General features: G+C 63.3%; 26 protein-coding genes. 4 read left to right on the top strand and 22 right to left on the bottom strand.

All coding sequences use genetic code 11. From position 1 onward, the window contains the following. Position 1: 1 nt before the first annotated feature. The 3 genes from WBR68_RS10255 to WBR68_RS10245 all read left to right on the top strand — a co-directional run bounded on the left by WBR68_RS10255 (position 2) and on the right by WBR68_RS10245 (position 3,568). On the top strand, positions 2–1,414 hold the full coding sequence (locus WBR68_RS10255) for a TolC family protein (RefSeq protein ID WP_034394977.1): 1,413 nt from the start codon (positions 2–4) through the stop codon (positions 1,412–1,414). Between the two features lie 139 nt (positions 1,415–1,553). After that, entirely contained in the window at positions 1,554–2,222 is a 669-nt protein-coding gene (locus WBR68_RS10250; RefSeq protein WP_034394980.1) for a response regulator, read from the top strand. Then, the gene (locus WBR68_RS10245; protein ID WP_034394984.1) at positions 2,219–3,568 is read left to right on the top strand and encodes an ATP-binding protein; all 1,350 of its coding nucleotides are present in this window, start codon (positions 2,219–2,221) and stop codon (positions 3,566–3,568) included. Before WBR68_RS10250 ends, WBR68_RS10245 begins: the two co-directional genes overlap by 4 nt. A gap of 4 nt (positions 3,569–3,572) precedes the next feature. On the opposite strand, the gene WBR68_RS10240 is transcribed toward WBR68_RS10245, so the two are convergent. From WBR68_RS10240 to WBR68_RS10155, 18 genes are all read right to left on the bottom strand, one after another. Continuing rightward, a complete protein-coding gene (locus tag WBR68_RS10240) occupies positions 3,573–3,821 on the bottom strand; it encodes a DUF2274 domain-containing protein (protein WP_034394987.1) in 249 nt (82 codons plus the stop codon). Beyond that, positions 3,818–5,095 (bottom strand): TrbI/VirB10 family protein, encoded by a 1,278-nt coding sequence (locus tag WBR68_RS10235; protein WP_034394991.1) that lies wholly within the window; start codon positions 5,093–5,095, stop codon positions 3,818–3,820. Before WBR68_RS10235 ends, WBR68_RS10240 begins: the two co-directional genes overlap by 4 nt. 2 nt (positions 5,096–5,097) lie before the next feature. Next, positions 5,098–6,102 carry a P-type conjugative transfer protein TrbG gene (trbG, locus tag WBR68_RS10230; protein ID WP_034394993.1) on the bottom strand — a complete coding sequence of 335 codons (1,005 nt, stop codon included), beginning with the start codon at positions 6,100–6,102 and terminating at the stop codon, positions 5,098–5,100. Further along, complete coding sequence (trbF, locus tag WBR68_RS10225) at positions 6,099–6,803, bottom strand: conjugal transfer protein TrbF (RefSeq protein ID WP_034394997.1); 705 nt, start codon at positions 6,801–6,803, stop codon at positions 6,099–6,101. Before trbF ends, trbG begins: the two co-directional genes overlap by 4 nt. Positions 6,804–6,820: 17 nt before the next feature. Beyond that, a complete protein-coding gene (gene trbL, locus WBR68_RS10220) occupies positions 6,821–8,209 on the bottom strand; it encodes a P-type conjugative transfer protein TrbL (protein ID WP_034395001.1) in 1,389 nt (462 codons plus the stop codon). Beyond that, positions 8,206–8,520 (bottom strand): lipoprotein, encoded by a 315-nt coding sequence (locus tag WBR68_RS10215; protein ID WP_034395002.1) that lies wholly within the window; start codon positions 8,518–8,520, stop codon positions 8,206–8,208. Before WBR68_RS10215 ends, trbL begins: the two co-directional genes overlap by 4 nt. 12 nt (positions 8,521–8,532) lie before the next feature. Continuing rightward, a complete protein-coding gene (gene trbJ / locus WBR68_RS10210) occupies positions 8,533–9,276 on the bottom strand; it encodes a P-type conjugative transfer protein TrbJ (protein WP_034395004.1) in 744 nt (247 codons plus the stop codon). Continuing rightward, complete coding sequence (trbE, locus tag WBR68_RS10205) at positions 9,273–11,723, bottom strand: conjugal transfer protein TrbE (protein WP_153855201.1); 2,451 nt, start codon at positions 11,721–11,723, stop codon at positions 9,273–9,275. Before trbE ends, trbJ begins: the two co-directional genes overlap by 4 nt. A gap of 12 nt (positions 11,724–11,735) precedes the next feature. Next, a complete protein-coding gene (locus WBR68_RS10200) occupies positions 11,736–12,005 on the bottom strand; it encodes a VirB3 family type IV secretion system protein (protein ID WP_034395010.1) in 270 nt (89 codons plus the stop codon). After that, positions 12,002–12,388, bottom strand: coding sequence for a TrbC/VirB2 family protein (locus WBR68_RS10195; protein ID WP_034395013.1), 387 nt, complete (start codon positions 12,386–12,388; stop codon positions 12,002–12,004). The genes WBR68_RS10200 and WBR68_RS10195 overlap by 4 nt, the downstream gene beginning before the upstream one ends. Continuing rightward, a complete protein-coding gene (gene trbB / locus WBR68_RS10190; RefSeq protein ID WP_230694102.1) occupies positions 12,385–13,455 on the bottom strand; it encodes a P-type conjugative transfer ATPase TrbB in 1,071 nt (356 codons plus the stop codon). The genes WBR68_RS10195 and trbB overlap by 4 nt, the downstream gene beginning before the upstream one ends. Then, a complete protein-coding gene (locus WBR68_RS10185) occupies positions 13,452–13,928 on the bottom strand; it encodes a ribbon-helix-helix protein, CopG family (protein ID WP_034395019.1) in 477 nt (158 codons plus the stop codon). Before WBR68_RS10185 ends, trbB begins: the two co-directional genes overlap by 4 nt. After that, positions 13,925–15,931 carry a conjugal transfer protein TraG gene (locus WBR68_RS10180; RefSeq protein ID WP_034395023.1) on the bottom strand — a complete coding sequence of 669 codons (2,007 nt, stop codon included), beginning with the start codon at positions 15,929–15,931 and terminating at the stop codon, positions 13,925–13,927. The genes WBR68_RS10185 and WBR68_RS10180 overlap by 4 nt, the downstream gene beginning before the upstream one ends. A gap of 235 nt (positions 15,932–16,166) precedes the next feature. Beyond that, positions 16,167–16,433 carry an EexN family lipoprotein gene (locus WBR68_RS10175; protein WP_194936615.1) on the bottom strand — a complete coding sequence of 89 codons (267 nt, stop codon included), beginning with the start codon at positions 16,431–16,433 and terminating at the stop codon, positions 16,167–16,169. A 2-nt stretch (positions 16,434–16,435) separates the two neighbouring features. Continuing rightward, a complete protein-coding gene (locus WBR68_RS10170; protein ID WP_034395028.1) occupies positions 16,436–17,377 on the bottom strand; it encodes a LysR family transcriptional regulator in 942 nt (313 codons plus the stop codon). Between the two features lie 67 nt (positions 17,378–17,444). Further along, positions 17,445–18,395 carry a thioredoxin-disulfide reductase gene (gene trxB / locus WBR68_RS10165; RefSeq protein ID WP_034395031.1) on the bottom strand — a complete coding sequence of 317 codons (951 nt, stop codon included), beginning with the start codon at positions 18,393–18,395 and terminating at the stop codon, positions 17,445–17,447. A gap of 2 nt (positions 18,396–18,397) precedes the next feature. After that, positions 18,398–18,937: a thioredoxin gene (gene trxA, locus WBR68_RS10160; RefSeq protein ID WP_230694101.1), complete on the bottom strand. Its 540-nt coding sequence runs from the start codon at positions 18,935–18,937 to the stop codon at positions 18,398–18,400. Beyond that, positions 18,934–19,320, bottom strand: coding sequence for a DUF1360 domain-containing protein (locus tag WBR68_RS10155; RefSeq protein ID WP_034395037.1), 387 nt, complete (start codon positions 19,318–19,320; stop codon positions 18,934–18,936). Before WBR68_RS10155 ends, trxA begins: the two co-directional genes overlap by 4 nt. A gap of 100 nt (positions 19,321–19,420) precedes the next feature. On the opposite strand from WBR68_RS10155, the gene WBR68_RS10150 reads away from it, so the two are divergent. Then, a complete protein-coding gene (locus WBR68_RS10150; RefSeq protein ID WP_342490498.1) occupies positions 19,421–20,116 on the top strand; it encodes an ArsR/SmtB family transcription factor in 696 nt (231 codons plus the stop codon). Positions 20,117–20,161: 45 nt separating this feature from the next. On the opposite strand, the gene WBR68_RS10145 is transcribed toward WBR68_RS10150, so the two are convergent. From WBR68_RS10145 to WBR68_RS10130, 4 genes are all read right to left on the bottom strand, one after another. Continuing rightward, the gene (locus WBR68_RS10145) at positions 20,162–21,400 is read right to left on the bottom strand and encodes an MFS transporter (protein WP_052052837.1); all 1,239 of its coding nucleotides are present in this window, start codon (positions 21,398–21,400) and stop codon (positions 20,162–20,164) included. Between the two features lie 62 nt (positions 21,401–21,462). After that, a complete protein-coding gene (locus tag WBR68_RS10140) occupies positions 21,463–22,491 on the bottom strand; it encodes an alcohol dehydrogenase (RefSeq protein WP_034395040.1) in 1,029 nt (342 codons plus the stop codon). A 32-nt stretch (positions 22,492–22,523) separates the two neighbouring features. Then, positions 22,524–23,705: a MalY/PatB family protein gene (locus tag WBR68_RS10135; RefSeq protein WP_034395043.1), complete on the bottom strand. Its 1,182-nt coding sequence runs from the start codon at positions 23,703–23,705 to the stop codon at positions 22,524–22,526. Between the two features lie 14 nt (positions 23,706–23,719). Then, positions 23,720–24,844, bottom strand: coding sequence for a flavin monoamine oxidase family protein (locus WBR68_RS10130; protein WP_153855200.1), 1,125 nt, complete (start codon positions 24,842–24,844; stop codon positions 23,720–23,722). Positions 24,845–24,846: the final 2 nt, after the last annotated feature.

Here is a 24,846-nt window from a genome sequence, read left to right as displayed (position 1 = left end):
CATGAAAAAACCATTTCGACAGTCTATTGCCTCCATCCCCATCAAAGCCCTGGTGCTTGCGTGCAGCCTTGGGGGCAGCTTGACGGCCCACTCGGCTTCCTTGCCTGAGCTGTGGGAGATGGCGCAAACCCATGCACCGGCCATGCAGGTTGCGACCGCCACACGGGCCGCAGGGGAAAGCCGAAAATCGCAAGCCGGCGCGCTATGGCGGCCCGATGTCACGCTTACCGGCAGTGCCGGATATGGAGAGATGAGCAGTGACATTCGAGGTGCCCAGTTTTCCGCGCCCGGATTCGGGCAAAGCGACAACGTGCGCTTCGGCACCGATGCGCAACGCGCCCGAACGGGAAGCTGGGGCGTGCAGGTCGCTCAACCCTTGATTGACCCGCAGCGCACAGCCACCAAGCGCCTTCTGGACATCTCTGCCTCCGAGGCGGAACTGCAATGGCGCGCCGCTCGCGATGCGCTGATGCTGGACGTCATCTCGTCCTACTTCCAACTGGCGCTATCGGAACAGAAGCTGCGCGTCCTGAGTCAACAGCAGCAGGCGGTCGAACATATTCTTCAGGAAACGCAGGAGCGTTTCAGGCTGGGGGACAGCCCGATCACGGATGTACATGAAGCTGAGGCGCGCGCCCAGGCTGTCCGCGCGCAGGTACTGGTTGCGGAGACTGATCTGAATCTGCGCCAGCATGACTTGATCAATCTGACGCAGGCCAACCTGCCGGCAGGCGTCGCACGACTGCCGCAGAATCTGCATGCCGCTCCTGATGCCGGTGATATGGATCTCTGGCAGAGCAAGGCCATGCAGCACAATCCGAAGATCCTGCTCATGGGGCAGAACATCGCGGCGGTCTCGCAGCAGGTGGAACGGCTGGGGCCGTTGGACGGTACGAAGCTCGATCTGGTACTCAAGGCGGGCGGAGAGCACAGCAACGGCCAAGGCCCGGCAGAACGGGCAATCAATCATGGACGCCAAACGTGGGTCGGATTGCAACTGACGATCCCTCTCTCCACCAGCGGCCTGCGTAGCGCCCAGAAAAGCGAGGCCATCCATGCGCTGACTCAGGCGCAGGCACAGCAGCAGCTCGCCCGGCAACAAGTCAGCCAGGCCGTGCGCAGCGCGTGGCTTGGGTTGACGTCGGGAAGTACACGCATCAGGGCATTGGACGCGGCCGCCCTGGCCAGTCAGGCCCAACTGGATGCCACCCGTGTTGGCCTACGTGCTGGCGACCGTAACACCCTTGATCTGCTCAATGCCGAGCATGAACGAGCGTCCGCACTCTTAGCCCTTGATGAAGCCAGAGTTCAATTGACGATGCACCGACTACAACTTGATGCGCTGGCGGGACAACTGAATGATGCGTCTTTGACCTGGGCATGGGATCAGACTCTTTCGCCTGCCGTGCGGTGAATACTGCGCACGCCAGCACCACCAAGCTGATCGCAGATTGGGAGCGCGACCGATCGTTTCCTATCTGCGAGATGCTTTCCAACCCAAAAATTGGTTCTGGCCTAACATGACCCTTTGGGAATAAAAAGTGGAAGCGTGAATGCGAGCATTGCTAGTGGAGGACGACGAACTGATCGGCCAAGGCATCGTGATCGGACTGCGCAAGCACGGTATTACGGTGCAGCATGTCTGTACTGCTGCCGAGGCGGAAGCCGCGCAGGCAGAAGACGTATTTCACGCCATGGTGCTCGATCTGGGACTACCGGATCGTGATGGCATTGAGTTACTGGGCGTGATGCGCGCCTTCGAGCCTACGCTACCGATCATCATCCTCTCCGCACGGGACTCTGTGGAGCATCGCTTGTCTGGCTTGCATAGCGGCGCTGACGACTACCTGATCAAGCCGTTTGACTTGCGCGAGCTGGCGGCGCGCCTGCATGCCCTTGTCAGACGCACGCAAGGCAGGACAGTCCCCATCATCGAAGCAGGCCCGCTGCGGGTTGAACCGGAAAGTGGCCAAGCCTGGTTCAACGACGAGCCAGTCGTCTTGTCGCGGCGCGAAGTTGATCTGCTGGTGCATCTGGCAGGTGCCAAAGGGGGCTGGATTCCACCAGACGTACTGAACGAACGCCTCTATGGGCTCAATGAGGAAGTGGGCAGCAACGCGCTCAACGTCCACATCCACAACGTCAGACGCAAACTGGGCGCTGAGGCCATCGAAACAGCACGCGGACTCGGCTACCGTTTAGGGTGGAGGCAGCACGCATGAGCCTGCGCCTTCGCGCCGTACTGATCGCAGGCATTGCGCTGCTTGTCCTTTGGGGGGCAGCAGCGGGATGGATGATGCGGGGCGTACAGGCCAATCTGGATCGGACGCTGGACGGGCGACTGGCCATGTCGGCACGCATGGTCTCGGGGCTGCTGGATCGCGCGGCCTTGGGGCCGCAATCGACCAGCACCGATTTCAGTGAGGCCGTTCGCATCAGCGGCAGTGAAGGCATTGCCTGCGAGATCCGCTCGCTGCGCGGTGAAGTCCTGGCCCGCACCATCCCGAGTCCACATTCAGCCTTTGACGACCTTCCCGCCGGCCTGAGCACCCGTGAGGTTGAGGGGCAGCAATGGCGCGTTTATGTTCTTAGAACCGATGGTTACCAGATCACGACCGCCGACCGCATTGACCAGCGCCATGTGCTGACGCAAGAAATGCTCCGCGCAGCAGGCGTTCCCTTCCTGATTGCTTTCCTGGGCGGCCTGGCAGCGCTGTGGATCGGCATTGGCCGTGGCCTATCTCCACTGAAAAATTTGCGCAGACAGTTGCGCAGCAAGGAAGTGGACGACACCACCCCGATTGAGGTGCAGCACGCCCCGAAGGAGCTGCGCCCGGTGCTGGATGCCATGAACGCACTCATGGGAAGGCTGGCCCAGGCGCTGTCCAGCCAGCGGGCATTCACCGACGCGGCTGCGCACGAACTGCGAACCCCCTTGACCGTCATCGACACGCACCTGCAGGTCATCCGTTTGACCGACGGCGAAGAGGCACAATCCTCCCTGTCGAGTGCTGAAGAAGGCGTTCGCCGACTGAGAAGAACGCTGGATCAGATGATGACGTTGGCCCATGCCGAAGCGACTGTGGAACCGGCAGACCGGTGCGAATCCGTGTGGTCTTGCGTCAACGATGCGCTCGACACAATGGAAGGAACTGCCAGGGCGAGAGTCAGCCTTACAACGCAAGGTGACGATGCGGGCAGCATCGTCCCTCGATCCATGTTGGGAACGGCGATTCGCAACCTGGTGGACAATGCGTTGCGCTACTCGCCGGAACAGACCCGCATCGAGGTGTCGGTTCAGTTCGACAACGCGGAAAAGCATTGCACCATTCGCGTGGCCGACCGAGGGCCGGGCCTGAGTGCCGAGCAGGCCACGCAAGCAGGCAGGCGATTCTGGCGAGCGGATCATGGGAGAAAACGTAGCGACGGCGCCGGCCTGGGCATCTCCATCGTGCGCGCCATTGCCGAGCGTTTCGATGGCACGCTGACCCTGAAGCCCAGGGACGGTGGCGGCTTGGTTGCAGAGCTGACCTTGCCACTTCAAACACAGCCTTACACGACACAATAGGCACCTAGCTACTTTCAGGTGACGAACGAACTCGCGGTACGGTGGACTTCCGAAATCCCCGATCCCCCGCCATGAACGCCTCCAGCATGTGCGGGATCAGCGTCGTGGCATCGACCGCCTCACCATACGCCTGGGCATGCAGCGCGGCGTAGCGGTCGAGATCGGCTTTCAAGCTGGCCGGGCAGGCGAAGGTCAGCTTCACGCTCTCGATCTTGGGCAGCGGCCCCAGCCGCAGTTTCCTGGTTGTGCTCATCGTGAAGTCCCCTTGTTGAAGAACAGCGGCTGATAGGGCCGCAGCACCAGATCGCGGTTGACGATGATGCGCACCGGCAAACCGGGGCGGCTGGTCAGCGTGGGCTGGATGTTGAGGTTGCGCCGAGTCACTTCCTGGCCGACCTGGTTCACGGCGTCCTGCAGGCTGTCACGCCCGGCGATGATGACGCGATCACCGTCCTGGCGGTTCTCGGGTGCGGCCAGTTCGGCACCGACGCCCAGCAGCGTGGTCAGCACGGCACCGGCAAAGATCCGATCCCAATGCCAGTCCACGTCGTCTTCCAGACCGGCATAGCCCGCCGGGTCGGTGCCGATCAGGTTGTCGAGCGTGAGCGAAGACGTGTCCGGCAGGATGATACGGTTCCACACCACCTGCACGCGGCTCTGCCCGTAGCTGACCTGGCTGTTGTACTTGCCCAGGATGCGCGAACCCTGCGGGATGAGTAGGAACTTGCCAGTGGCCGTGTCGTAGATCGGCTCCGTCACCGTGGCGATCACGTCGCCCGGCAGGTCGGACTTGATGCCCGTGACCAGTGCCCCGGCAATGACCGCTCCGGCCATCACCTGATATGGAGATGCGGGCATTTGCAGGTTACCGGAGTTACGGGTTTCCGCAGAGCCGCCAGTCAGGAACGCCTCTTTCTGGTCTTGCCGGTTCTGCACGGCAGTCGGATCAGCAGGCTGGGCCGCCGTCGAGGCCGGGCCCGCGGCCAGCGGATCAAAAGCGGCATTGGCGGCGAAGCCTGGTGCGGCAGCGACCTGCGACTGCGCCACGGGCGCGGCCTGCGGGGAACCCGTGCGGAAGAACACCGATGAAGCTGCCGCCGCTTCTGCTTCCTTGCGCAACGCATCGTTGGGGTCGTAGCCGGGCGCGGCATAGGTGGCGGCGACAGGCTGCTGCGAGTTCACGATGGCTGGCCCCAAGTCGCCAGGCAAAGGAGGCCCCAGCTCCGGCACGTCAGGCGGCAACGCTGGCAGCTTGGAATAGTCTGTCGGCAGCGCATCCAGCCCTTCCGACTTGGACACGCGATCCACGTTGTACAGTTCGGTGGATTCGCCTGCACCGCGTTGCTGCGGTTGCAGCGACCAGATCAGCGCGCCCATCACGCCAACCGACAGGCCGCCGGCGAGGATGGCCAGCGTGCGCCGGTTCAGGCGCGTGACCGGGCGCGGTTGGGCGCGCAGCGCCACCGCCTCGGGTGCCACCTTGTCCGCCTGCGGCGTGGCAAGGTCGGGAATGTCGTCCTGGCTCATGCTCAGTTCCTCCCGGCGATGCCATCCGTGCGCTCGATGCGCACCACATCTCCCTTGTCAGCGCCCAGGCGCAGTTCGGCTGCACCGAACAGGCGATCCACGATGTAGTACGGCGAGCGGAAGCGGTAGTTCACCAATTGCCCGTCACCCTGCGCACCGATGACGAACAACGGCGGCAGCTCGCCCTGGGCGATGCCTGCCGGAAACTGGATATAGACCTTCTCGCCATCATCGAAGGCGCGCAGCGGCTTCCACGGCGGATTGCTGCCGCTGATGGCATAGCGAAAGCGGATGTTCTCCAGCGACAAGCCTGCATCGACCGGCGCGGCAGCGCTGGCAGCCTGTGCCTGGCGCTGCAAGGCCAGCATCCGATCCTTGGGGTAGTCCCAGGACACCGACGCCATCCATGCCTTGTCGGTCGAAGTCAGTTCCAGCAGGTACGTCCTGCGGCTGGTGGTGATGACCAGATTGGTCTTCAAGCTGGAACGGATAGGTTTGACCAGCACATTGACGCGAAGATCGGCCCCGCTGCCACTGGAGGTGTCGCCCACGATCCAGCGCACCGTGTCGCCGGCAGCGACCGTCACCAGTTCCTCGCCGGGCTGGAGCGCGATCACCGTCACGCGCCCCACGGACGCATAGACCTGGTACAGCGCGCCATCGGTGAAGGGCCAAACCTGAATCGCATTGACGTAGCCCTCACGGGTCGGTGCGATCCGTGCTTCGGCGTTGGCGCGCGAGACGCGCACCTTCTCATCGGCAGGCTCCGGTGCCATCGGGGCCGCATCAACGTCCGGCAGCGGCTTCAACTGCGCTGGCAATGCCAAAGGCTCGGGCACCGCCACGACTTCGATGGGCTTGGGCAGCTCGGGCAACGGCTGGGCCTGCACCGGCTCATCGAGCGAGATCACCGGCGGCGGTTTGCCCTGCGTGGCGCAGCCCGCAAACAGAACAGTCGATGCCAGCAGGATCAGCGGCAATGCGGTTTTATGGAAATGTGCATTCATGGTTTGGCTCCTTCAGAAGAATCCAGTTCACGGCTCCACGACAAGCCATTGACGTAGATGCCCAGCGGGTTGCGGCGCAGGCGTTCTTCGGTGCGCGGGGTCTGCTGCACGATGGACACCACCGCCGTCCATCGCTCCAGCCCGGCCGCCGCGCCATTGACGTAGCGGCGTTCTGTCCAGCGCACGTTGAACGACGCATCGCTGGCGCGAACCACACTGGTGATCTGCACCGTCACCGACTCCTTGCCGATGCGGGCGAACGGGTCATTCACCCGCGCGTAGTCGTTGAGCACCGCCGCGCCCCGATCGGTGGTGTAGTCGTAGGCATCGAGCCAGTTCTGGCGCACGACGATGGGGTCGATGGACAGCGAGCGCACCAGCGTCACGAAGCGCGCGATGTGGTGCGCCGTCTGCGCATCGGTGGGCCGGTACGGCGTGGCCGCTTCGCCCACGGTGCGCACCTGGCCGGACTGATCGACCTCGATGACATAGGGCGTGACGATGGACTGGGCCGAGCGCCACACCAGGCCACCGGCCATCAGCAGCGCGAGCACCAGGCAGCCGAAGGCCATCAGCCGCCAGTTCTTGGCCTGTACGCGGGCCGAGCCGATGCGCTCGTCCCAGACCTGGGCAGCGGCTTGATACGGGGTGGCAGGCTGTGGCGCATCGGCATAGCGCACCTGCGGTCGTTTGAATCGCATGGAGTTCTCCTTGAAAGTCAGCTATCGGAATCCCGCAGGCTCGGGCCTTGGCCCGAACCGCCGCCGTCGCCACCGCGCAGCGTGTGCGCGGCCGCAGTGGTGGCCTGGGTGAGTCGTTGGCGGCGTTGCAGGTTTTTGGCCCAACCGGGCTGCTCTTGCTTCTGCGCGTTGGCTGTGTTGCCAGCGGCATCGCCTGCGGCGGCTGGCCCCGCAGTGCCACCGCCTGAGCCGCCATCGGCACCAGAGCCTTGCCAGCCTGCTTTGAATGGTGCGGCGGCCTTGGCCGCTGCTGCCTTGATGCCAGCACCAGCGCGCTGGCCAGCGGCCTGTGCACCGCCCTTGGCAACACTGCCCAGCCCGGCCATCGCGCCCTTGGCTCCGCCGCCCGCAGCGGCGGAACCGGCCTGGAAAGCCGACTTCGCGCTGCCAGCCGCCGAGGTCGCGGCCCGCGCACCAGACCCGGCGAGCTTGGCGGCAGCCGGTGCCATGCGCGCACCGGCCATCACAGCACCGCCCACGCCTGTGGCGGCGGCACCTACGGCAACCGCCGCGCCTGCGGCACCAATCGCAGCACCAGCCATTGCCCCGGCACCCAACTGCGGTGCGCCGGAGACCAGCCCGGTGGCGATGCCAGGGCCGAAGATCCCCAACGCCAGCAGCGTGAGCGAGGCCAGCATAATGACCACCGCATGGTCGATGGACGGCTCGGCCGGATGCACCTGGAACTCAGCAAACAGGCCCGAGCCGATGCCGACGATGACCGCCAGCACCAGCACCTTGATGCCCGAAGACACCACGTTGCCCAACACTTTCTCGGCGAGGAAGCTGGTCTTGTTCCACAGCGCGAACGGCACCAGCACGAAGCCCGCCAGTGTGGTCAGCTTGAACTCGATCAGCGTGATGAAAAGCTGGATTGCCAGCACGAAGAAGCACAGGATCACCACCGCCCAGGCCAGGAACATGACCACGATGGGCGTCATGTTCACGAACACCTCTGGGAAGCCCGCCATGTCACTGATCTGCTCAAGGATCGGCGCTGCTGCGTCGATGCCGGTCTTGGCCAGGCGTCCCGGTTGCAGGAACTCGCCCATGCTCATCGTCGAGCCGCTGGCCGTCAGGCCCAGGCCCGCGAACGAGCGAAACACGATGCTGGCCAGCCAGTTGAAGTTGTTGATGATGTAGGCGAACGCACCGACGTAGAGCACCTTGCGCAGCAGCTTGGCGATCACGTCATCGCCCTGGCCGGTGGCGTGGCTCATCGCCCAGTACAGCCCAGCGATGGTCATGTCGATGACGATCAGCGTGGCGGTTAGGAACGCGACTTCGCCCTGCAGCAGCCCAAAGCCCGAGTCGATGTAGCGCGAGAAGGTAGCGAGAAATCGGTCGATCACTGTCACGTCATTCATGGCACGTCCCCCTCGAAAGGCATGGCGTCCTGCTCACTGGCGGGTGTGTCGAAGCTCGGCGGGATCGGCGGCAGATCGGCCAGCGTGCGGAACTCGTCAGGCCCGGTTTCACCGGCGAAGAAGCGCCGCCGGAAGGCTTCAGCCGCTGCCAGGCAAGCGTCTTCGCCTGCCGTAGCCCGGTCGGCTGCACACTGCGCACGCAAAGCCTTGAGCCGCACGGGATCGGCTGCCAGGGCAGCGGCCAGGTCTTCGGTCGGCTGCTGGCTGCAAGCGACCAGCAGCACAGGCAACAGCAAGGAAACGCATCGCATGGTCGTCTCCCGTCAGTTGCCGTAGAAATCCACGCGCTGCGGCGTGTAGGGCGTGCCATCACCCAGGAAGCGGCGCGTCACTTCACGGCCACGTTCGACAGCCGCCGCCTGGCGTGCCAGTTCCAGCGCGGCAGCGCGTTCCTGCGTGATCTGGAGCTGCTGTGCCTGGATGGACTGCTTGGCCTGCAAGGCCAGAAGCTGGTTGGTCGCCTGCATCGCTTGCAGCGCACCAGTGGCGGACTGACTCTGGCTGACCAGATCGGACAACGCGCTTTCGTCTTGCGCCAGGTTCTGCGACACCTGCGCCTGCATCCGCATCGCGGTATGCAGGCCGTTCAGCGTGTTCTTCCAGCGTTCCTGCGCGTCGCGCAGCATCTGGTCGCCGCTGACGGTCGCGGCGTACTGCTCCGGGTACAGCCGAGCGAAGGTGGCATCCATGCTCTGCACGTCGTAGGCCAAGCCGCGCGCCTCGGCGATCAAACGTTCAGTCGTCGCCAGCGTCGAGCGCAGCCGATTGACGATGTTGAAGTCCAGATTCGCCAGATTGCGTGCCTGGTTCATCAGCATCTGGGCTTCGTTCTGAAGCTGGTTGATCTGGTTGTTGATCTGCTCCAGCGTGCGCACGGCGGTCAGCGTGTTCTGCACGAAGTTGGACGGGTCGAACACCGTCAGCGCGGATGCGGGCTGAACGGCCAGCAGCGACACCGACAGCACGGCGGCAAGCGAGACGGACAGCAAACGGGGTTGGGTCTTCATGGTGAAACCTCCAGGGGTTGTGAAGCAAGGAAGGACGCTGCCGCCGGCGTGGACGGCAACAGGTCGGCAGCCCAATCGAGGCCGCGATCCCGCAACCAAGCACCGGCGAAGCCCGGTGTGCCGGCGTCCAGCAGCACGCGATCCATGTCGCGTTGGTCTTGCGGGGTGGAAGCCCCGGCAAAGGCCAGCGTGGCTGGCCCCAGGTCGAGGTCGAACAGGCGATTGCCCAGACGCGATTGGTAGTAGTAGTCACGCTTGGGCTGCGCGGTCGCCACGATCTCGATCTGGCGCGCGTTCAGCCCGAAGCCTTCGTAGATCGTGCGGATCTGCGGCTCGGTGGCCTGCGGGTTCGGCAGAAAAATCCGACTGGCGCAGCTTTCGATCACCGCCGGGGCAATGCTCGAATCCTTGATGTCGGCCAGCGATTGCGTGGCGAAGATGACACTGACGTTCTTCTTGCGCAGCGTCTTGAGCCACTGGCGGATGCGGGCGGCGAACACCGGGTCATCGAGAAACAACCAGGCTTCATCGAGGATCAGCAGCGTGGGCGCGCCGTCGAAGCGTTCATCGAAGCGGGCGAACAGGTAGCCCAGCACGGCCAGCACCGCCGCCTTGCTGTGCATCAGCTCTTCCATCTCGAAGCCCTGCACGCTGCCGGAACCCAGGCGGTCGGCATCGGCGTCCAGCAGCTTTCCGTGGGCACCGCCCAGCACATAGGGCGCAAGTGCCTGGCGCAGTGCGTTGGATTGCAGCAGCACCGACAGGCCCGTCAGCGTGCGTTGCTCCACCGGCGCACCGGCGAGGCTGCCCAGTGCCGACCAGATCACGGCCTTCTCGTCCGGGCCGATGGCGACACCTTCATGCAACAGGCGGCCTTCCACCCATTCGGCGGCCCAGGTGCGATAGCTCTCCTGGTCGATGCGGGCCAATGGCTGGAACGCAATCGCCCCGTCATTGCCCAGGTCGTAATGCTCGCCGCCCAGCCCGAGGATGGTGGCGCGCATGGAGCGGCCCATATCGAAGGCGAAGATGCGCGAGCCGGGATAGCGGCGAAACTGCATCGCCAGTGTGGCGAGTAGCACCGATTTGCCCATGCCGGTCGGCCCGGCGACCAGCGTGTGGCCCACGTCGCCGATATGCGTCACCAGCCGGAACGGCGTTGCGCCATCGGTGCGAGTGACGATCAGCGGTGGGCCATCCAGATGCGCGTTTCTCTCCGGCCCGGCCCACACGGCGGACAGCGGCATCATGTGCGCCAGATTCAGCGTCGAGACGATGGGCTGACGCACGTTGGCATAGGCGTTGCCAGGGATGGACGACAACCAGGCATCCACCGCATTGAGGGTTTCGGGGATGGTGACGAAGCCCCGGCCCTGGATGACGCGCTCCACCATCCGCAGCTTCTCGTCGGCCACGGCCGGGTCGGTGTCGAGCACTGTCACGGTAGCCGTCAGGTAGCCGAAGGCCACCTGATCGCTGCCCAGCTCCTGCAAGGCGGCGTCTGCATCGGCGGCCTTGTTGTTGGCGTCGGTATCGACCAGCGGGCTTTCCTGCTGGAAGATCGTTTCACGCAACAGCGCGACGACATTCTTGCGCTTGGCGAACCACTGGCGGCGCAGGCGGCCCAGTTCTTTTTCCGCCTCGGCTTTGTCCATGCACAGAAAGCGCGTGCTCCAGCGGTAGCCGAAGCCCAGACGGTTGAGGTCGTCCAGAATCCCCGGCCAGGTCGAAGTCGGAAAGCCCCGCACCGACACCACGCGCAGGTGCTGGTCGCCCAGCATGGGTGCGAGGCCACCGACCAGGGCGGAGTCGGCCAACAGTGCGTCTATATGGAACGGCACGTCGGGCACGCCCACGCGGTAGTGCCGCGTGGACACCGTGGCGTGCAGGTAGGTCAGTGTTTGGCTGTCATCGAGCCAGGCAATCTCCGGCATCACGCCATCGAGCAGGTCGAACACGCGATCCGTTTCCGCCACGAAGGCTTCCAGCCGACCCTGCCAGTCCACGCCGTCGCCCGGCGCGTTCTCATAGAGCATCTTGGCGGCGCGGGCGCGGGATTCCTCCGGCGGCAGGTACGCGAGCGTCAGGTGATAGGCGCTCTCGTAGTGGTGGCCGGATTCCTCGAAGGCCGAACGGCGCTCTTCTTCCACCAACCAAGATAGCGGTTCGGGAAACTCGGAACGTGGATAGCCTGCTGCCGGGCGGCGCTCGGCTTCGATGAACAAGGCCCAGCCCGATCCCAGGCGGCGCAGTGCGTTGTTGAGCCGAGCCGACGTGGCGATCAGCTCGCCTTGCGTGGCGCTGTCCAGATCCGGCCCACGAAAACGCGCCGTGCGCTGGAACGAGCCATCCTTGTTCAAGACGACGCCCGGCCCGATCAGCCCGGCCCAGGGCAGCCAGTCGGCCAGCAGCGCGGGCCGCTGGCGGTATTCGGCAAGGTTCAGCATGTCGGCTTCTCCCTATGCGTCCAGCAGCGGCTTGTGCTTGATGTGCCGGGCGAAGACCTGCATGAACTGCGGATCGACGCGCGCACCCCAGACCGCCAGCGAGTGGCCGGTGATCCACAGCACCACGCCGGGAATCCACAGTTGCAGGCCCAGCCCGACGGCGGCAGCCAGCGTGCCGTTGGCAATCGCCACGGTGCGCGGCGCACCGCCCAGCAGGATCGGCTCGGTCAGCGAGCGATGCAGCGGCACTTCAAAGCCCGGAAGATCGGTGGCCGTGCTCATACGACGGCCCCGCCGGAGAAGCTGAAGAACGACAGGAAGAAGCTGGAGGCCGCGAAGGCGATGGACAGGCCGAAGACGATCTGGATCAGCTTGCGGAAACCGCCACTGGTATCGCCGAAGGCCAGCGCCAGGCCCGTCGCAATAATGATGATGACCGCGACGATGCGGGCCACCGGCCCCTGGATGGATTCGAGAATGGATTGCAGCGGGCCTTCCCACGGCATCGAGGAACCGGCGGCCTGCGCCGTGCCCGCCAGCAACAGCATCAACACCGCGAGCAGCAACCCTTGTCCTGCGGGTCGGGCTAGGCGATGCAAACGCGCCAGCATGGTCAGCGGGGAAAGCGGATTTACAGAAAGACGGAAAGCATCAACGTGCGTCATGGCAGTTCTCCAGGTTGTTCAGGGATTGAGGAAGGCGCAGCGGCAGCGGCTGCAAGAGGAACCGGCGGCAGCTCGGGAAGCGGCGCTTCCAGCGCATCCGCCAGGCGGTAGCCCGCGCCGTCGAAACCGACGACGCGGGAAATGGTTTCGACGTGGCGCTTGCGGCCACGGCCTGCGATGTGGATGACGACATTGACCGCCTCGGCGATCAGCGCACGCGGCGGATTCACCGCCACTTCGAGGATCAGTTGTTCCAGGCGCAGCAGTGCCCCCAAGGCGGAGCCGGCATGGATGGTGGCGATGCCGTCGGGATGGCCGGTACCCCACACCTTCACCAAGTCCAGGGCTTCGCCGCCGCGCACTTCGCCGACGATCACGCGATCCGGGCGCAGCCGCATCGTGGCGCGCACCAGCTCCTGCATCGACACGACGCCCGCACGGGTGCGTAGCGGCACATGGTCACGGGCCGCGCATTGCAGCTCGATGGTGTCTTCGAGTACCAGCACGCGGTCGCCGGTCGCGGCGATCTCGGCCAGCAAGGCATTGGCCAGTGTGGTCTTGCCAGTGCTAGTGCCACCAGCGATCAGGATGTTGTGCCGTTCGCGCACGGCATGACGCAGAAAGTCGGCCTGCCCAGCGGTCAGGATGCCGTCGGCCACATAGCGATCCAGGCCGATGATGCTCACGGCACGCTTGCGCAGCGCAAAGGCCGGGCCGGGTGCGGCGGGCGGTAGGATGCCCTCGAAACGTTCGCCGGTTTCCGGCAGTTCGGCGGTCAAGAGTGGTTGGCCGCGATGCACCTCCGCACCGACATGGGCGGCGACCAGACGGATGATGCGTTCGCCATCGGCCTCGGGCAGTTCGACTCCAAGCGGCGTACGGCCAGAGGACAGCCGATCCACCCACAGGGTGCGATCGGGGTTGAGCATCACTTCCACCACGTCCGGGTCTTCCAGCGCAGCAGCTATCACCGGCCCCATCGCCGTGCGCAGCATCTGAATGCGGCGATCCTGGGACGCTGTAGCGGATGAACGCGGCTCGGGTGGGATTTGAGGAGCGGCACTCATGGCGCACGCTCCACAGTGCGCTCATGGGCGGCAGCCATCGCCGCCACCTCATCCATCCGTGCGGTGTCCGGGTGCAGTTCTTCCACCACGTCGCGCACCAGGCTGCGGCCGCGCAGCAGGTGACGGCCCAACTGTTCGACGAACTGCTCGAAACGCGCCTTGCCCTGGGCGCGGGCTGCATCCTGATGGGCCTCCGGCACCGGCGTGCTGACAGTCAGGTAGTAGCGGACGAACAGCGCCAGCGTTTCGATCTGGATGTTCTGGTCACGCTCCAGGCGCTCGGCTTGCCGCGACAGGCGATCCAGACGCTTGGCGATGGCGGCCTCGCGCTGGTCGCCGGCATCAGGCGATAGCCAGGACGCCAAAGCAGCGGCGACGATGCTGGACTTGGAAACGCCTTTCTTGGCGGCCAGCTCGTCCAAACGCTTGGCGTGTTCGTGCTGGATGAACAGGTTCAATCGGTATTGGCTCATAGGTCGATTCCGTCGTTGGGGTCGAGAGAAGCCAGCCGCGCCGTGCGTTGCAGGGCGTGGTCGAGCTGGCCGGGAAGCACCGGGGGCATGTCGTCGTCATCGAGCAGCGACAGGTCGCTGGTCGGGGCATCCATCTCGGGGGCGTAGGCGATGGCTTCGGACAGTTCGGGCTGGCGGCGTGGGCCGCCGTCGTCGGTCGATCCCAAGGTCTCCAGGTCATCGCTGGATGCAGTGGCTGGCGCCGCAGGAACTGCAGGTATTGCCAGGCAGCTCCAGTCGTCAGGTCGTGCAGGCGGCACATCGGCATAGCGGCCAGCCGTCACCGCAGGCGGCGGCAATACCCGTTGCTTGAAATTGGCGTCGGCGAAATAGCGCAGCTTCTTCGCCTTGATCGGTGCGACGCTGGACACCATCACCACCGCTTCATCGGTCGGCAGTTGCATCACTTCGCCCGGCGTCAGCAGTGGCCGCGCCGTTTCCTGCCGCGACACCATCAGGTGCCCCAGCCAGGGTGCGAGCCGGTGGCCTGCGTAGTTGCGCTGCGCGCGCAACTCAGTGGCCGTGCCCAAGGTTTCAGAAATGCGTTTGGCCGTGCGTTCGTCGTTGGTGGCGAAGGTCACGCGCACATGGCAGTTGTCCAGAATCGAATGGTTCTGGCCATACGCCTTGTCGATCTGGTTGAGCGACTGTGCGATCAGGAAGCTGCGGATGCCATAGCCCGCCATGAAGGCCAGCGCCGTCTCGAAGAAGTCAAGGCGGCCCAGCGCCGGGAACTCGTCAAGCATCAATAGCAGTTTGTGGCGGCGCTCGATGCCGTCGGAGCCATCGAGCGATTCGGTGAGCCGTCGCCCGATCTGGTTGAGGATCAGCCGGATCAGCGGCTTGGTGCGCGAGATGTCCGACGGCGGCACCACCAGGTACAGCGAGACGGGATGCTCGGCTGCGATCAGGTCAGCGATGCGCCAGTCGCAGCGCGAAGTGACTTCGGCCACGGTCGGATCACGGTACAGACCGAGGAACGACATGGCGGTGGAGAGCACGCCAGACCGCTCGTTGTCCGACTTGTTGAGCACTTCGCGGGCAGCGGATGCAACGACGGGATGCTGGGCATCGCCCAGGTGCTTGGTCGTCATCATCCGGTGCAAGGTCAGCTCGAACGGGCTGGCCGGATCGGACAGGAAGTTGGCGACGCCACGCAGCGTCTTGTCTTCCCCCGCGTACAGCACATGCAGGATCGCTCCGACCAGTAGCGCGTGACTGGTCTTCTCCCAGTGATTGCGTTTCTCCAGCGCACCTTCGGGATCAACCAGAATGTCGGCAATGTTCTGCACGTCGCGCACTTCATGCGCGCCGCGCCGCACTTCCAGCAGCGGGTTGTAGGCCGCCGAACTGGCATCGGTCGGGTTGAACAGCAAGCAATGCGAGAAGCGCGAACGCCAGCCAGCGGTGATCTGCCAGTTCTCGCCCTTGATGTCGTGGATGACGGCGGACGCGGGCCAGGACAGCAGCGTCGGCACCACCAGGCCCACGCCTTTGCCCGATCGCGTCGGCGCAAAGGTCAGGACATGCTCCGGCCCTTCGTGCCGCAGATAGTGGCCTTCATGCTGACCGAGAAAGACGCCAGCAGGCTGCGTCAGCCCGGCTTTGCGAATGTCGGCAGCATCAGCCCAGCGGGCCGAGCCATAGGTCGTCACCTTGCGCGCCTGGCGCGAGCGCCACACCGACATGGCGATGGCGACCGCCACAGCCAGCAGGCCGCTGCTTGCCGCGATCATGCCGCCGGTGTCGAACACCTGCGGCGCGTAGGCGTCGAAGAAGAACCACCACTCGAACAGCTTCCACGGGTAATAGACCGGCGTGCCGTGGAAGTCGAACCAGGGCGAGCCCAGGCGTAGCTGGTAACCCAAGGCGGCGGCTGTCCATTGCGTGGCACCCCACACACCGGCGATCACGATGCCGAACACGGCGGCGATCTGCCCGAACAACACACCCTGAGCCTGCATACCTTGGCCTCCGATTTCTCCTGCGCTGATTCCCCGTGGAAAACGCGGCACAAAGGCGTGCCGCAGGCGTCAGGATCGGTGCCGGTTCAGTGCCGGTCAAAGACCGTTATCGGCAGCAAGGTGATGCAGAAAACATCGCTCCATGCAGGGACGAAGCCAATAAAAACGCCGCAGGCGTGGGCGCACTGCGGCGTGTCGAGAAAGTAAATCAGGATATGCGGCAAGCCGCCAACGGTCAGAACTTCGGGGGTGTTTCCGATGGCGTGTAAGGCACCTTGCCGTCGCCGAAGAAGCGCTTGTTCGTCGCTTCGGCCACCCGGTTACACAGCACGTCGCCCATTGCCGGACGTTCGGTCTTGCACTGGTGGCGCAGTTCCTTCAAACGCTCGGGATCGGCGGCCAGTTCGTCCACGGTCGGCACATTGATTTCCTGCTTCGGCGGCTCGGACGGGCCGCAGGCTGCCAGCGTAGTAACCAACAGGAACGGGGTAAGCAGTTTCAAGTTCATTGATCACTATCCTCCAAGGTGCCACCCTCACAATGGGGAGACATCATTTCGCTTTTCGACCGGAGTGCTTTCACACGTTCCAAGAAACGCATCAAAACGGCGGATGATTCGCTTTCTCGATGCAGCAGATAGGTCGTTAGCTTTGCTGATCGTCCTGCCAGCGATCTAGCGATCACACCGGGCTCACGGCTGGCCGTGATGTACGGCGCGCTGGCTAAACCCAGGGCGAATCCAGCCGATACCAGTGCCATCATGAGGTCACAAGAGGCCACGCGCTCGGCAATCAGCGGCTCCGTATCTGATCGACGCAGCAGGCGTTCAACCTGGCGCGCATGCCCCTCACACACCTGCGGATCACACAACACCAAGGGATAGCGCAGCGCCTCTTCCAAGGGGATTCTTTTGTATTTGAGCAGTGGGTGCCGGGCAGGCACCGCGACCATGAATACATCCTGCCAGACAGGACTGCTGACGATGCCGTCTCCCACTTCTTCAGACAGTGAGAATCCCACGTCATAGAGGTCTTCGTGCAACCCCTTGATCTGTTGTGACAGTGGCACTTCAAACAATCGAATATCGACTTCTGGCTCTTCCTGGCGACACAAGGCCAACAACGTCGGTAAGCGCGAAGGTGTAATGCCATCGGATAGCGCTATACGCAATTGCCCATCGAAGCCACTTGCAGCAGCCTTTACGCTGTCCCGGGCCTGCTGTACGGCGGTGAAGATTCGCGGGACATGCTCCAAGAATAACTTTCCGGCCCTGGTCAGTCGGGTACTGCGACTGGTACGGACGAACAACTGTTCGCCCAAGTCCTCTTCGAGTTCCTTGATGGTGCGGGATAGCGGGGACTGCTCAATATGCAGCCGTTCTGCAGCTTTGGCGAAATGCAGTTCTTCAGCAACGGCGAGAAAACATCGCAGGTGACGGAATTCCATACATGCCCCTCTATCCCTCGATGGCTAAGCTATGGAACTCGCCCAGCCATTGGTTATTTCATCAACGTCAAGCTCCTGAAACATCCAAGTAGCGCTCTGCATCCAGCGCAGCCATGCAACCGAAGCCTGCCGAGGTGATGGCTTGGCGGTAGTGCTGGTCAGCCACATCGCCTGCGGCGAACACGCCAGCCACTGAGGTCTGCGTTGCGTTGCCGCCCAGGCCAGAATGGATCTCCAGATAGCCGTTGTTCATCGCCAACTGCCCGTCGAACAAGCTGGTGTTCGGCTGGTGGCCAATAGCGACGAAGAAGCCATGCGCCTCTATCTCACGAAGCGCTCCGTCGAGCAGCGATTTCACGCGCACTCCCGTTACACCCGACTCGTTGCCCAGCACCTCATCCACCTGATGGTGCCAGACGGTTTCGATCTTTCCGGCTTCGACCTTGGCGCGCAGCTTGTCCTGCAGGATCTTCTCTGCGCGCAGGGTGTCGCGCCGGTGAACCAGGTAGACCTTGCGTGCAATGTTGGACAGGTAAAGGGCTTCTTCGACGGCGGTGTTGCCACCGCCAACCACCACGACATCCTGATTCCTGTAGAAGAAGCCATCGCAGGTGGCGCAAGCTGACACGCCGCGCCCCTTGTAATGCTCCTCCGATTCGATACCCAGATATTTGGCGGTGGCACCCGTCGCGATAATCAGCGCATCGCAGGTATAGCTATCGCTGTCGCCCGTCAGGCGGAAGGGGCGCTGCGACAGATCCGCCGTGTGGATGTGATCAAAGATGACTTCGGTCTCAAAACGCTCGGCGTGTTCCTGCATGCGCGCCATAAGATCCGGCCCCATCAGACCGTGGGCATCCCCTGGCCAGTTGTCCACCTCTGTGGTCGTCATCAATTGCCCGCCTTGCTGCAGGCCGGTGATGACGGCTGGCTTGAGATTTGCGCGGGCAGCATATACAGCGGCAGTCCAACCTGCAGGGCCAGAGCCGAGAATGATGAGTTGACGATGTGTTGCCATGGTCAGCTCAGATGGTTGTTGATGAAGCGTGCGACGTTGGGTTTGGGTGCCGCGCCGGTCAGGCGGTCAATCACCTTCCCATCCTTGAAAAGCAGTACGGTCGGGATGCTTTGCACACCATAGCGGCCTGCCAGCTCCGGCGCCTGGTCAAGATCGACTTCACCAAACAGCACGGTGCCCTGCATGTCTTGGGCAACATCCTTGAAGATGGGGGACATCGTCCGGCACGGGGAACACCATTCGGCCCAGAAGCGCACCGCGTACAAGCCAGGTGCTTGTTCCAAGGCAGTGTCGAAGTTGTCGTTGTTCAGTTCTTGAAGCATGGAAGAAGACTCCAGAGTTGGGAGAGAAAAGTTGGCCGTGGTTCTGGATGCCTGGTCGGTGACTATTCCGATACGGTATCCGAATGCCGCGACAGGCGATGTGGGACAAGGGATGCGCCAGTGCAATTGGAAACTGGCGAGCTGTAGACCTGCCGAATCATCACGAACGTATTCTGAAAACATGAAGGTCGAATCCTTGGGAGAAGGAAAGTCGATCACTTGGGCGCGAACATCTCTTTGAGTTCTTTGTCGCGCACCTTTTTGGCCATGCCGGTCAACAGCACCTTGAACAGCAATCCGCTGACCAACGTAGAGATCGTCAGGCTGAAGAACGCCGCAACCACCCAATCCACCAACGCGAAACCGCTGTGGGTAATTTCCGGTCGATAGATGGCAATGCCCAGAAACACCACCCAATGGCTGATGCAGAAGAAGCACTGGAACAGATAGCCCGTCATGTGGCCGATCTTTTGTGCCCAGGTGCGAAGGGGGGCAAAGAGTTCGCCTTGAGTGATCGAAATCGAAATGCTACTGGCCGCCAACGCGATGACGAAGCAGACCCACAGCGAATCCCAGACGGCGGGTGACAGTGCAGTGCTCATAGTTCATAGACTCCGAAGTTGCTGATGTAATGGGCTTGGGGCGAAGTAGATCTGTGTCAATCTATCATTCAATTCTTTGCTTGAATGATAGATTGATGTTATGTTGCTGTCAATGAACCCTAATTTCCCTATCGACGCCACCAGTCGCCTTGACCCATTGGCCGAGGTCGCCAAGACCTTGGGGCATCCGCATCGCTTAGCGTTGCTGGAGCAGATCGTGCGTGGAGAAAGGTCGGTCGAGACCTTGGCCGAATTGACCGGGATATCTGTGGCGAACGCTTCGCAGCATCTGCAACACCTCAAGCGTGCAGGCTGCGTACAGGCGCGGCGTGACGGAAAACGCATGCTCTATCGCCTAGGGCCAGGGCCGCTGGCTACCGTAGTCGCTGCCCTGCATGACTATGTGGAGTTCCAACACACCCGCATCCGCCAGGCCATCACAGATAGTCGCCAACGCCCCCAAGAGATGGAGTCTGTCTCGATTGACGGCCTGCTTGACCGTCTGGAGGAAGGCGCCGTGGTGTTGCTGGACATTCGCGGTGACGACGAATTTGCTCAGGGGCATCTGCCCGGCGCGATCAACATCCCGCTGGAGCAACTGGCTGATCGAATCGGCGAGTTGTCACGGGGTGTGGAAGTCGTGGCTTACTGTCGTGGGCCGTACTGCGTGCTGTCGATGCAGGCCGTCTCCATCCTGCAGGCCCACGGGGTACAGGCCATGCCACTGGCTGGCGGAGTGCCGGAGTGGCGTGCAGCCGGTCTTGCGTTACAGGATAACGTGGCCACGTCCTCCTGAGTGCTGGGCGAGGCCAACGACCGTTAGCCTCGATCCATTTCTCCGTTATGGGTTGCTCACCTTATCCACAGATGGCTTCGTAGGACGAGCCAGCGCTAACGCCACCATGGCCAGCACCAGCGGCACGAACGACACCCATAGCACCGTGTTCCAGTCATAGGCAGCCAGCAGCCCGCCCGAGGCGAACGAGCCGACCGCCATCGTGCCGAAGACGATGAAGTCATTGAGCGACTGCACGCGGGTTTTTTCTTCCGGCCGATGGCATTCGAGCACCAGGGCGGAAGCGCCGATGAAGCCGAAGTTCCAGCCCACGCCGAGCAGGATCAGGGTCAGCCAGAAGTGGGCGACATCAATACCCATCAGCCCTACCGCAGCAGACAGGCCCGTCAGCAGCAAACCAACGATCACGACACGCCCAGCACCAAAGCGTGTGATCAAGTGGCCGGTGAAGAAGCTCGGCGCGTACATGGCAATCACATGCCATTGCAGGCCCAGGTTGGAACTCTCCTGCGAATGCCCACACATCTGCATCGCCAGCGGAGCCGCAGTCATGAGGAAGTTCATCAGCATGTACGACACCGCGCCGCAAATCACGGCGGTGATGAACAGCGGCTGGCGCGCAATCAGGCCCAACGGCCTGCCTCCCGCCACTTCCGCCGCGCTGGGCATCGGCAAGCGCACACCCAGCAACACCAGGGCCGACAGCGCAGCCACGATGGCCTGAGCCACAAAGGTGGCAGCGAACATATGCGCCGGCCACAGGTACATGGTATGCGTCACCAATTGCGGCCCGACGACACCGGCAAGTACGCCACCGCCCATGACGAAGGACAAGGCGCGGGCGCGCTTGGTTGGATCGACACCATCCGCCGCCGCAAATCGAAACGACAGCACCACAGCGGCATAGGCACCGCCGAAGAAGGTCGCCAGGCAGAACAGCCAGAACGAACCCAGCATCACCGCGACGGCTGCCAGCAAACCCGTCAGTACGCCGCACACAGTACCCGCCAGGAATGCAGCACGCCGACCGTGGCGTCGGGCAATGGCACCTGCGGGCAGGATGCAGGCGGCCATGCCCACCACGAAGATGGAAATGGGTAGCGTTGCCAGCGTCTTGTTCGGGGCCAGCATGTGGCCGATGATTGCCCCCGTGGCATAGACCACCACAGAGTTCGCTCCCGCCAGCGCTTGCGCCAAAGTGAGGCGAATGATGTTGCCGCGCTGATCGCGTTCCGACAGGGAGGCTGGAGTTTGTGGCAGCGATGCCGTTTCAGTATTTGGCAAGGGAGAACTCTGTTCTTATAAGGTTGGGGCTACCGGGATAGCCATTGAGATGGATGTGACTGTCAGCGCTGCTTGTTCATCGTCAGCACCATGCGAAACTTCACGTCGCCCGAGCGCATGCGCTGATACGCCTCATTGGCGCGCTCCAGCGGTAAGGTCTCGATCAACGGTCTGGCTCCCGTCAGCACGCTGAAATTCAGCGTTTTCTCGTTTTCGTAAGGTGAGCCGGTGATCGAGCCCAGCACGCTGCGCTCGCCACTGACCAGGAAGCCTGCCGACACAGGCAGCGGATCTTTGCCTGCCCCAAGCACCACCAGGCGGCCTTGCGGCGCCAGCCCGGCCAGGGACGCCGTGATCGCTGCCGGATCACTGATCATGGTGATGATCGCCATCGCCCCGCCCAGGCGCTTTAGCGCGCTGGCGGCGTCTTCTTGATGGGTGTCGATATAGATGTGAGCACCCAGCGCCAGCGCATCTTCGGCAATGTCCTGCCCACGTCCGATGGCAACGACCTTGAAGCCCATGCAACGGGCGTACTGCAGCGCCATGTGGCCCAAGCCGCCGATGCCGAGAATGGCAATCAAGTCACCGGCTTGCGCGCCGCATTTCTTGAGTGCATTGAAGGTCGCCAGGCCCGCACACAGGATCGGTGCAGCATCTTCCGCGTTTAGTTCGTCGGGAATGGACACCAGCCCGGTATGGCGCGCGACCATCCGTTCGGCATAGCCGCCATCGCAGGACGCGCCGACGAAGGGCTGATTGCGGCACAGTTGGAACAGTCCCTGACGGCACTGCTCACACTCGTTGCAATGACCGCCCAGCCGACCTACGCCAACCCGCTGGCCAATCGTCCAGCGGGCGGGCACACCTGCGCCCAGCTCGACAATGCGACCGACCACCTCATGACCCGGTACGCGGTGAGGCTGCAGCGCCGGGTCTGCGCCCTCGATGTCGGACGCATCCGCGCCGCAAATGCCGCAGGCCTCGACAGCGATCAGCACTTCGCCTGCGCCCGGTTCGGGAATGGGACGCTCGACCATCTCTAGGGAACCGGGCGTTGTGACCTGCATGGCGCGATAAGTGGCTGGCATTTTCTGATCTCCTGGGAAAATCGGGTGACGGATCAACGCAACAAAGCCATTGCCAACCGGTTCAGCGCGTCATCCACCAAGGCGCGTGGACACGCCAGATTGATGCGCATGAAACCTTCGCCAGCAAGGCCGAACTTGTGGCCAGGATCGAGCCACAGTTGCGCTTGTCGAAGCAGGAAGTCGTGTAGTGCGGCAGCAGGCATGTCGAGTTGGCGGAAATCCAGCCAGGCCAGATACAGCGCATCGGTCGGCGTGACAGAGATCGGCAGTCCGAGTTCGGCAACGCGAGCGGCGAAGTGACGCTGGTTTTCGCCCACATAGGCCAGCATCGCGTTCATCCACGGCTCGCCCTCGCGGTAAGCTGCCTCGCAGGCGGCGGTGCCCATGGTGTTGACCAGGAATACGCCATTACGCTCACACTGCGTCCAGAACGTCTGCCGGTGGCGCGGGTTGGGGATGAAGATGTTGGCGCAGGACAGGCCCGCGATATTGAATGTTTTGCTGGGTGCGGTGCAGACAATGGTGTTCTGCGCGATGGTCTCGTCCAGCATCGCCATCGGCACATGCCGCTGCCCCTCACCAAACACCAGATCCTGATGCACTTCGTCCGACACGATCAAGATCCCGTGGCGCGCGCAGATTTCTGCCATGGAAAGCAGTTCTTCGCGCGTCCAGACATTGCCCGTCGGATTGTGCGGATTACTCAGGATGAACAGCCGGGTGTTCGGCTGGATGGCAGCCTCGAACACCGCTGGGTCAAAACGGTAACGGCCCGCTTCCAGAGTCAGCGGAGCCAGGGCCAGCCGACGACCATTGGCGACTACATCATGCAGGAAGTGGAAATACACGGGCGTCTGCACCAGCACATGGTCACCTGGCTGGGAGAAGACCTGGATGGCCATGTTCAGCGCGCTGATGACGCCTGGCGATTGCACCAGCCATTCGGGCTGCGCCTGCCAACCAAAGTGCCGCGACTGCCATGAGGCAGCCGCCTCGCGGTAGGAGTCCGGTGTACCGCCATAGCCCAGCACCCCCAGCTCGGTCTGCTGACGCAGCGCATCCAAAATGGGCTGCGCGACACGAAAGTCCATGTCCGCCACCCACATCGGCAACGGGTCAGCCGCTCGCTGCTCAGGCGTGAGGAACTGGCGACCATGCTCCCACTTCATGGAGTTTGTATGGCGCCGGTCGATGACCACATCAAAATCGTACATGTCTGCTCTTTGTTTCAAGTCGGTGTTGAACAGGCCAAGCCCGCCTCGGGCGCAGGCAACGCCTGTACGCCCAGGCGTGCCGCCTCGATGGCACCCGCGACGTAGCCCGGAAACTGCGGCGACCACTCACTGGCGATGCCGATCAGCACGTCTTGCCAAGGGCCGGAGGCAACAGTGGCGACCGGCGCATGGGGGTGCTGGCCGCCGCTGTGCTGGTCATCGGCCACGGCGGTGAACGGATCAACTGCCCAGTCCTTGACCGCATCGGCGATCGGCGTGGCCGCCTTCGGCCCGAACAGGCGTGCGAACTGCGCCCGGCAATGCTGGCGCAGCACGTCTTCGGGCACCTGCTGACGCACCGACACCGGCAGACCGAAAAAGCCGAACAGCGCGGCCCGGCCACCCGGCATGGAGGAATCGTGGATTTCACCCAGCGGGCCGATCATGCTGCGTGCCTCGCCGGAGAGGCCTTGCTCGCGCCAGAACGGCTGCTCGTAGACCGCGATGTATTTGGCGTGCGGTGCCATCCAGGTCGCAGTCTCCTGCCATTGGGCCGCGAGCCTTTCAGGCAAGGCAGGCGAGAACGTCATGCCCTGCGTGACCAGACGCGGCGGCAACGCCAGTAGGACGTGCTGAGCGTGCCAGGTGCTGGCGTGGCCGTTGGCATCCTCGCTGTCCAGCTCGATGCCATGCGCCATGCGGCGCAGACGGCACACGCTCTGCCCGGTGACGATGCGCTCAGTCGGCAGTTGTCCGCGTATGGCGTCGATCAGCGCGCCCATGCCGCCCAGCAGGCGCATTGAGGTCGGCACATTGGCATAGCCACGCATGCGCTGAGGTGGTGCGCCTGCCGTGCGCTCGACCACCATATCCCCAGCCTCATGCTGCGCGAAGCGCGCCAAGCCGAGTTCGTGAATCAGTTGATCCAGCTCGCGCTGATAGTCCGGCCAGAACCAGGTCGGCCCCAGATCGAAACGGTCGAGCGATGAGGTGCCAGCGTCGAAGGAGGCGATACGGCCGCCCAATACATCACGCGCTTCCAGAATGACGACATCGTCGATGCCTTGGCGCTGTAACAACCAGGTGGCATACAGGCCGCTCAACCCCGCGCCGACGATGGCAATGCGTGCGTGCTGCATGC

Source organism: Achromobacter sp. JD-1 (genome assembly GCF_038594925.1).
GTDB classification, from domain to species: domain Bacteria; phylum Pseudomonadota; class Gammaproteobacteria; order Burkholderiales; family Burkholderiaceae_B; genus Achromobacter; species Achromobacter spanius_C.
The sequence above is the reverse complement of the archived record's forward strand: the minus strand, read 5'-3'. Positions and strand labels throughout refer to the sequence as shown.

Bases quoted from the DNA above. Each gene is read 5' to 3' on its own strand.
- WBR68_RS10255 (WP_034394977.1), top strand. From the start codon at position 2: ATGAAAAAACCATTTCGACAGTCTATTGCCTCCATCCCCATCAAAGCC.
- WBR68_RS10250 (WP_034394980.1), top strand. From the start codon at position 1,554: ATGCGAGCATTGCTAGTGGAGGACGACGAACTGATCGGCCAAGGCATC.
- WBR68_RS10245 (WP_034394984.1), top strand. From the start codon at position 2,219: ATGAGCCTGCGCCTTCGCGCCGTACTGATCGCAGGCATTGCGCTGCTT.
- WBR68_RS10240 (WP_034394987.1), bottom strand. From the start codon at position 3,821: ATGAGCACAACCAGGAAACTGCGGCTGGGGCCGCTGCCCAAGATCGAG.
- WBR68_RS10235 (WP_034394991.1), bottom strand. From the start codon at position 5,095: ATGAGCCAGGACGACATTCCCGACCTTGCCACGCCGCAGGCGGACAAG.
- trbG (WP_034394993.1), bottom strand. From the start codon at position 6,102: ATGAATGCACATTTCCATAAAACCGCATTGCCGCTGATCCTGCTGGCA.
- trbF (WP_034394997.1), bottom strand. From the start codon at position 6,803: ATGCGATTCAAACGACCGCAGGTGCGCTATGCCGATGCGCCACAGCCT.
- trbL (WP_034395001.1), bottom strand. From the start codon at position 8,209: ATGAATGACGTGACAGTGATCGACCGATTTCTCGCTACCTTCTCGCGC.
- WBR68_RS10215 (WP_034395002.1), bottom strand. From the start codon at position 8,520: ATGCGATGCGTTTCCTTGCTGTTGCCTGTGCTGCTGGTCGCTTGCAGC.
- trbJ (WP_034395004.1), bottom strand. From the start codon at position 9,276: ATGAAGACCCAACCCCGTTTGCTGTCCGTCTCGCTTGCCGCCGTGCTG.
- trbE (WP_153855201.1), bottom strand. From the start codon at position 11,723: ATGCTGAACCTTGCCGAATACCGCCAGCGGCCCGCGCTGCTGGCCGAC.
- WBR68_RS10200 (WP_034395010.1), bottom strand. From the start codon at position 12,005: ATGAGCACGGCCACCGATCTTCCGGGCTTTGAAGTGCCGCTGCATCGC.
- WBR68_RS10195 (WP_034395013.1), bottom strand. From the start codon at position 12,388: ATGACGCACGTTGATGCTTTCCGTCTTTCTGTAAATCCGCTTTCCCCG.
- trbB (WP_230694102.1), bottom strand. From the start codon at position 13,455: ATGAGTGCCGCTCCTCAAATCCCACCCGAGCCGCGTTCATCCGCTACA.
- WBR68_RS10185 (WP_034395019.1), bottom strand. From the start codon at position 13,928: ATGAGCCAATACCGATTGAACCTGTTCATCCAGCACGAACACGCCAAG.
- WBR68_RS10180 (WP_034395023.1), bottom strand. From the start codon at position 15,931: ATGCAGGCTCAGGGTGTGTTGTTCGGGCAGATCGCCGCCGTGTTCGGC.
- WBR68_RS10170 (WP_034395028.1), bottom strand. From the start codon at position 17,377: ATGGAATTCCGTCACCTGCGATGTTTTCTCGCCGTTGCTGAAGAACTG.
- trxB (WP_034395031.1), bottom strand. From the start codon at position 18,395: ATGGCAACACATCGTCAACTCATCATTCTCGGCTCTGGCCCTGCAGGT.
- WBR68_RS10155 (WP_034395037.1), bottom strand. From the start codon at position 19,320: ATGAGCACTGCACTGTCACCCGCCGTCTGGGATTCGCTGTGGGTCTGC.
- WBR68_RS10150 (WP_342490498.1), top strand. From the start codon at position 19,421: ATGTTGCTGTCAATGAACCCTAATTTCCCTATCGACGCCACCAGTCGC.
- WBR68_RS10140 (WP_034395040.1), bottom strand. From the start codon at position 22,491: ATGCCAGCCACTTATCGCGCCATGCAGGTCACAACGCCCGGTTCCCTA.
- WBR68_RS10135 (WP_034395043.1), bottom strand. From the start codon at position 23,705: ATGTACGATTTTGATGTGGTCATCGACCGGCGCCATACAAACTCCATG.
- WBR68_RS10130 (WP_153855200.1), bottom strand. From the start codon at position 24,844: ATGCAGCACGCACGCATTGCCATCGTCGGCGCGGGGTTGAGCGGCCTG.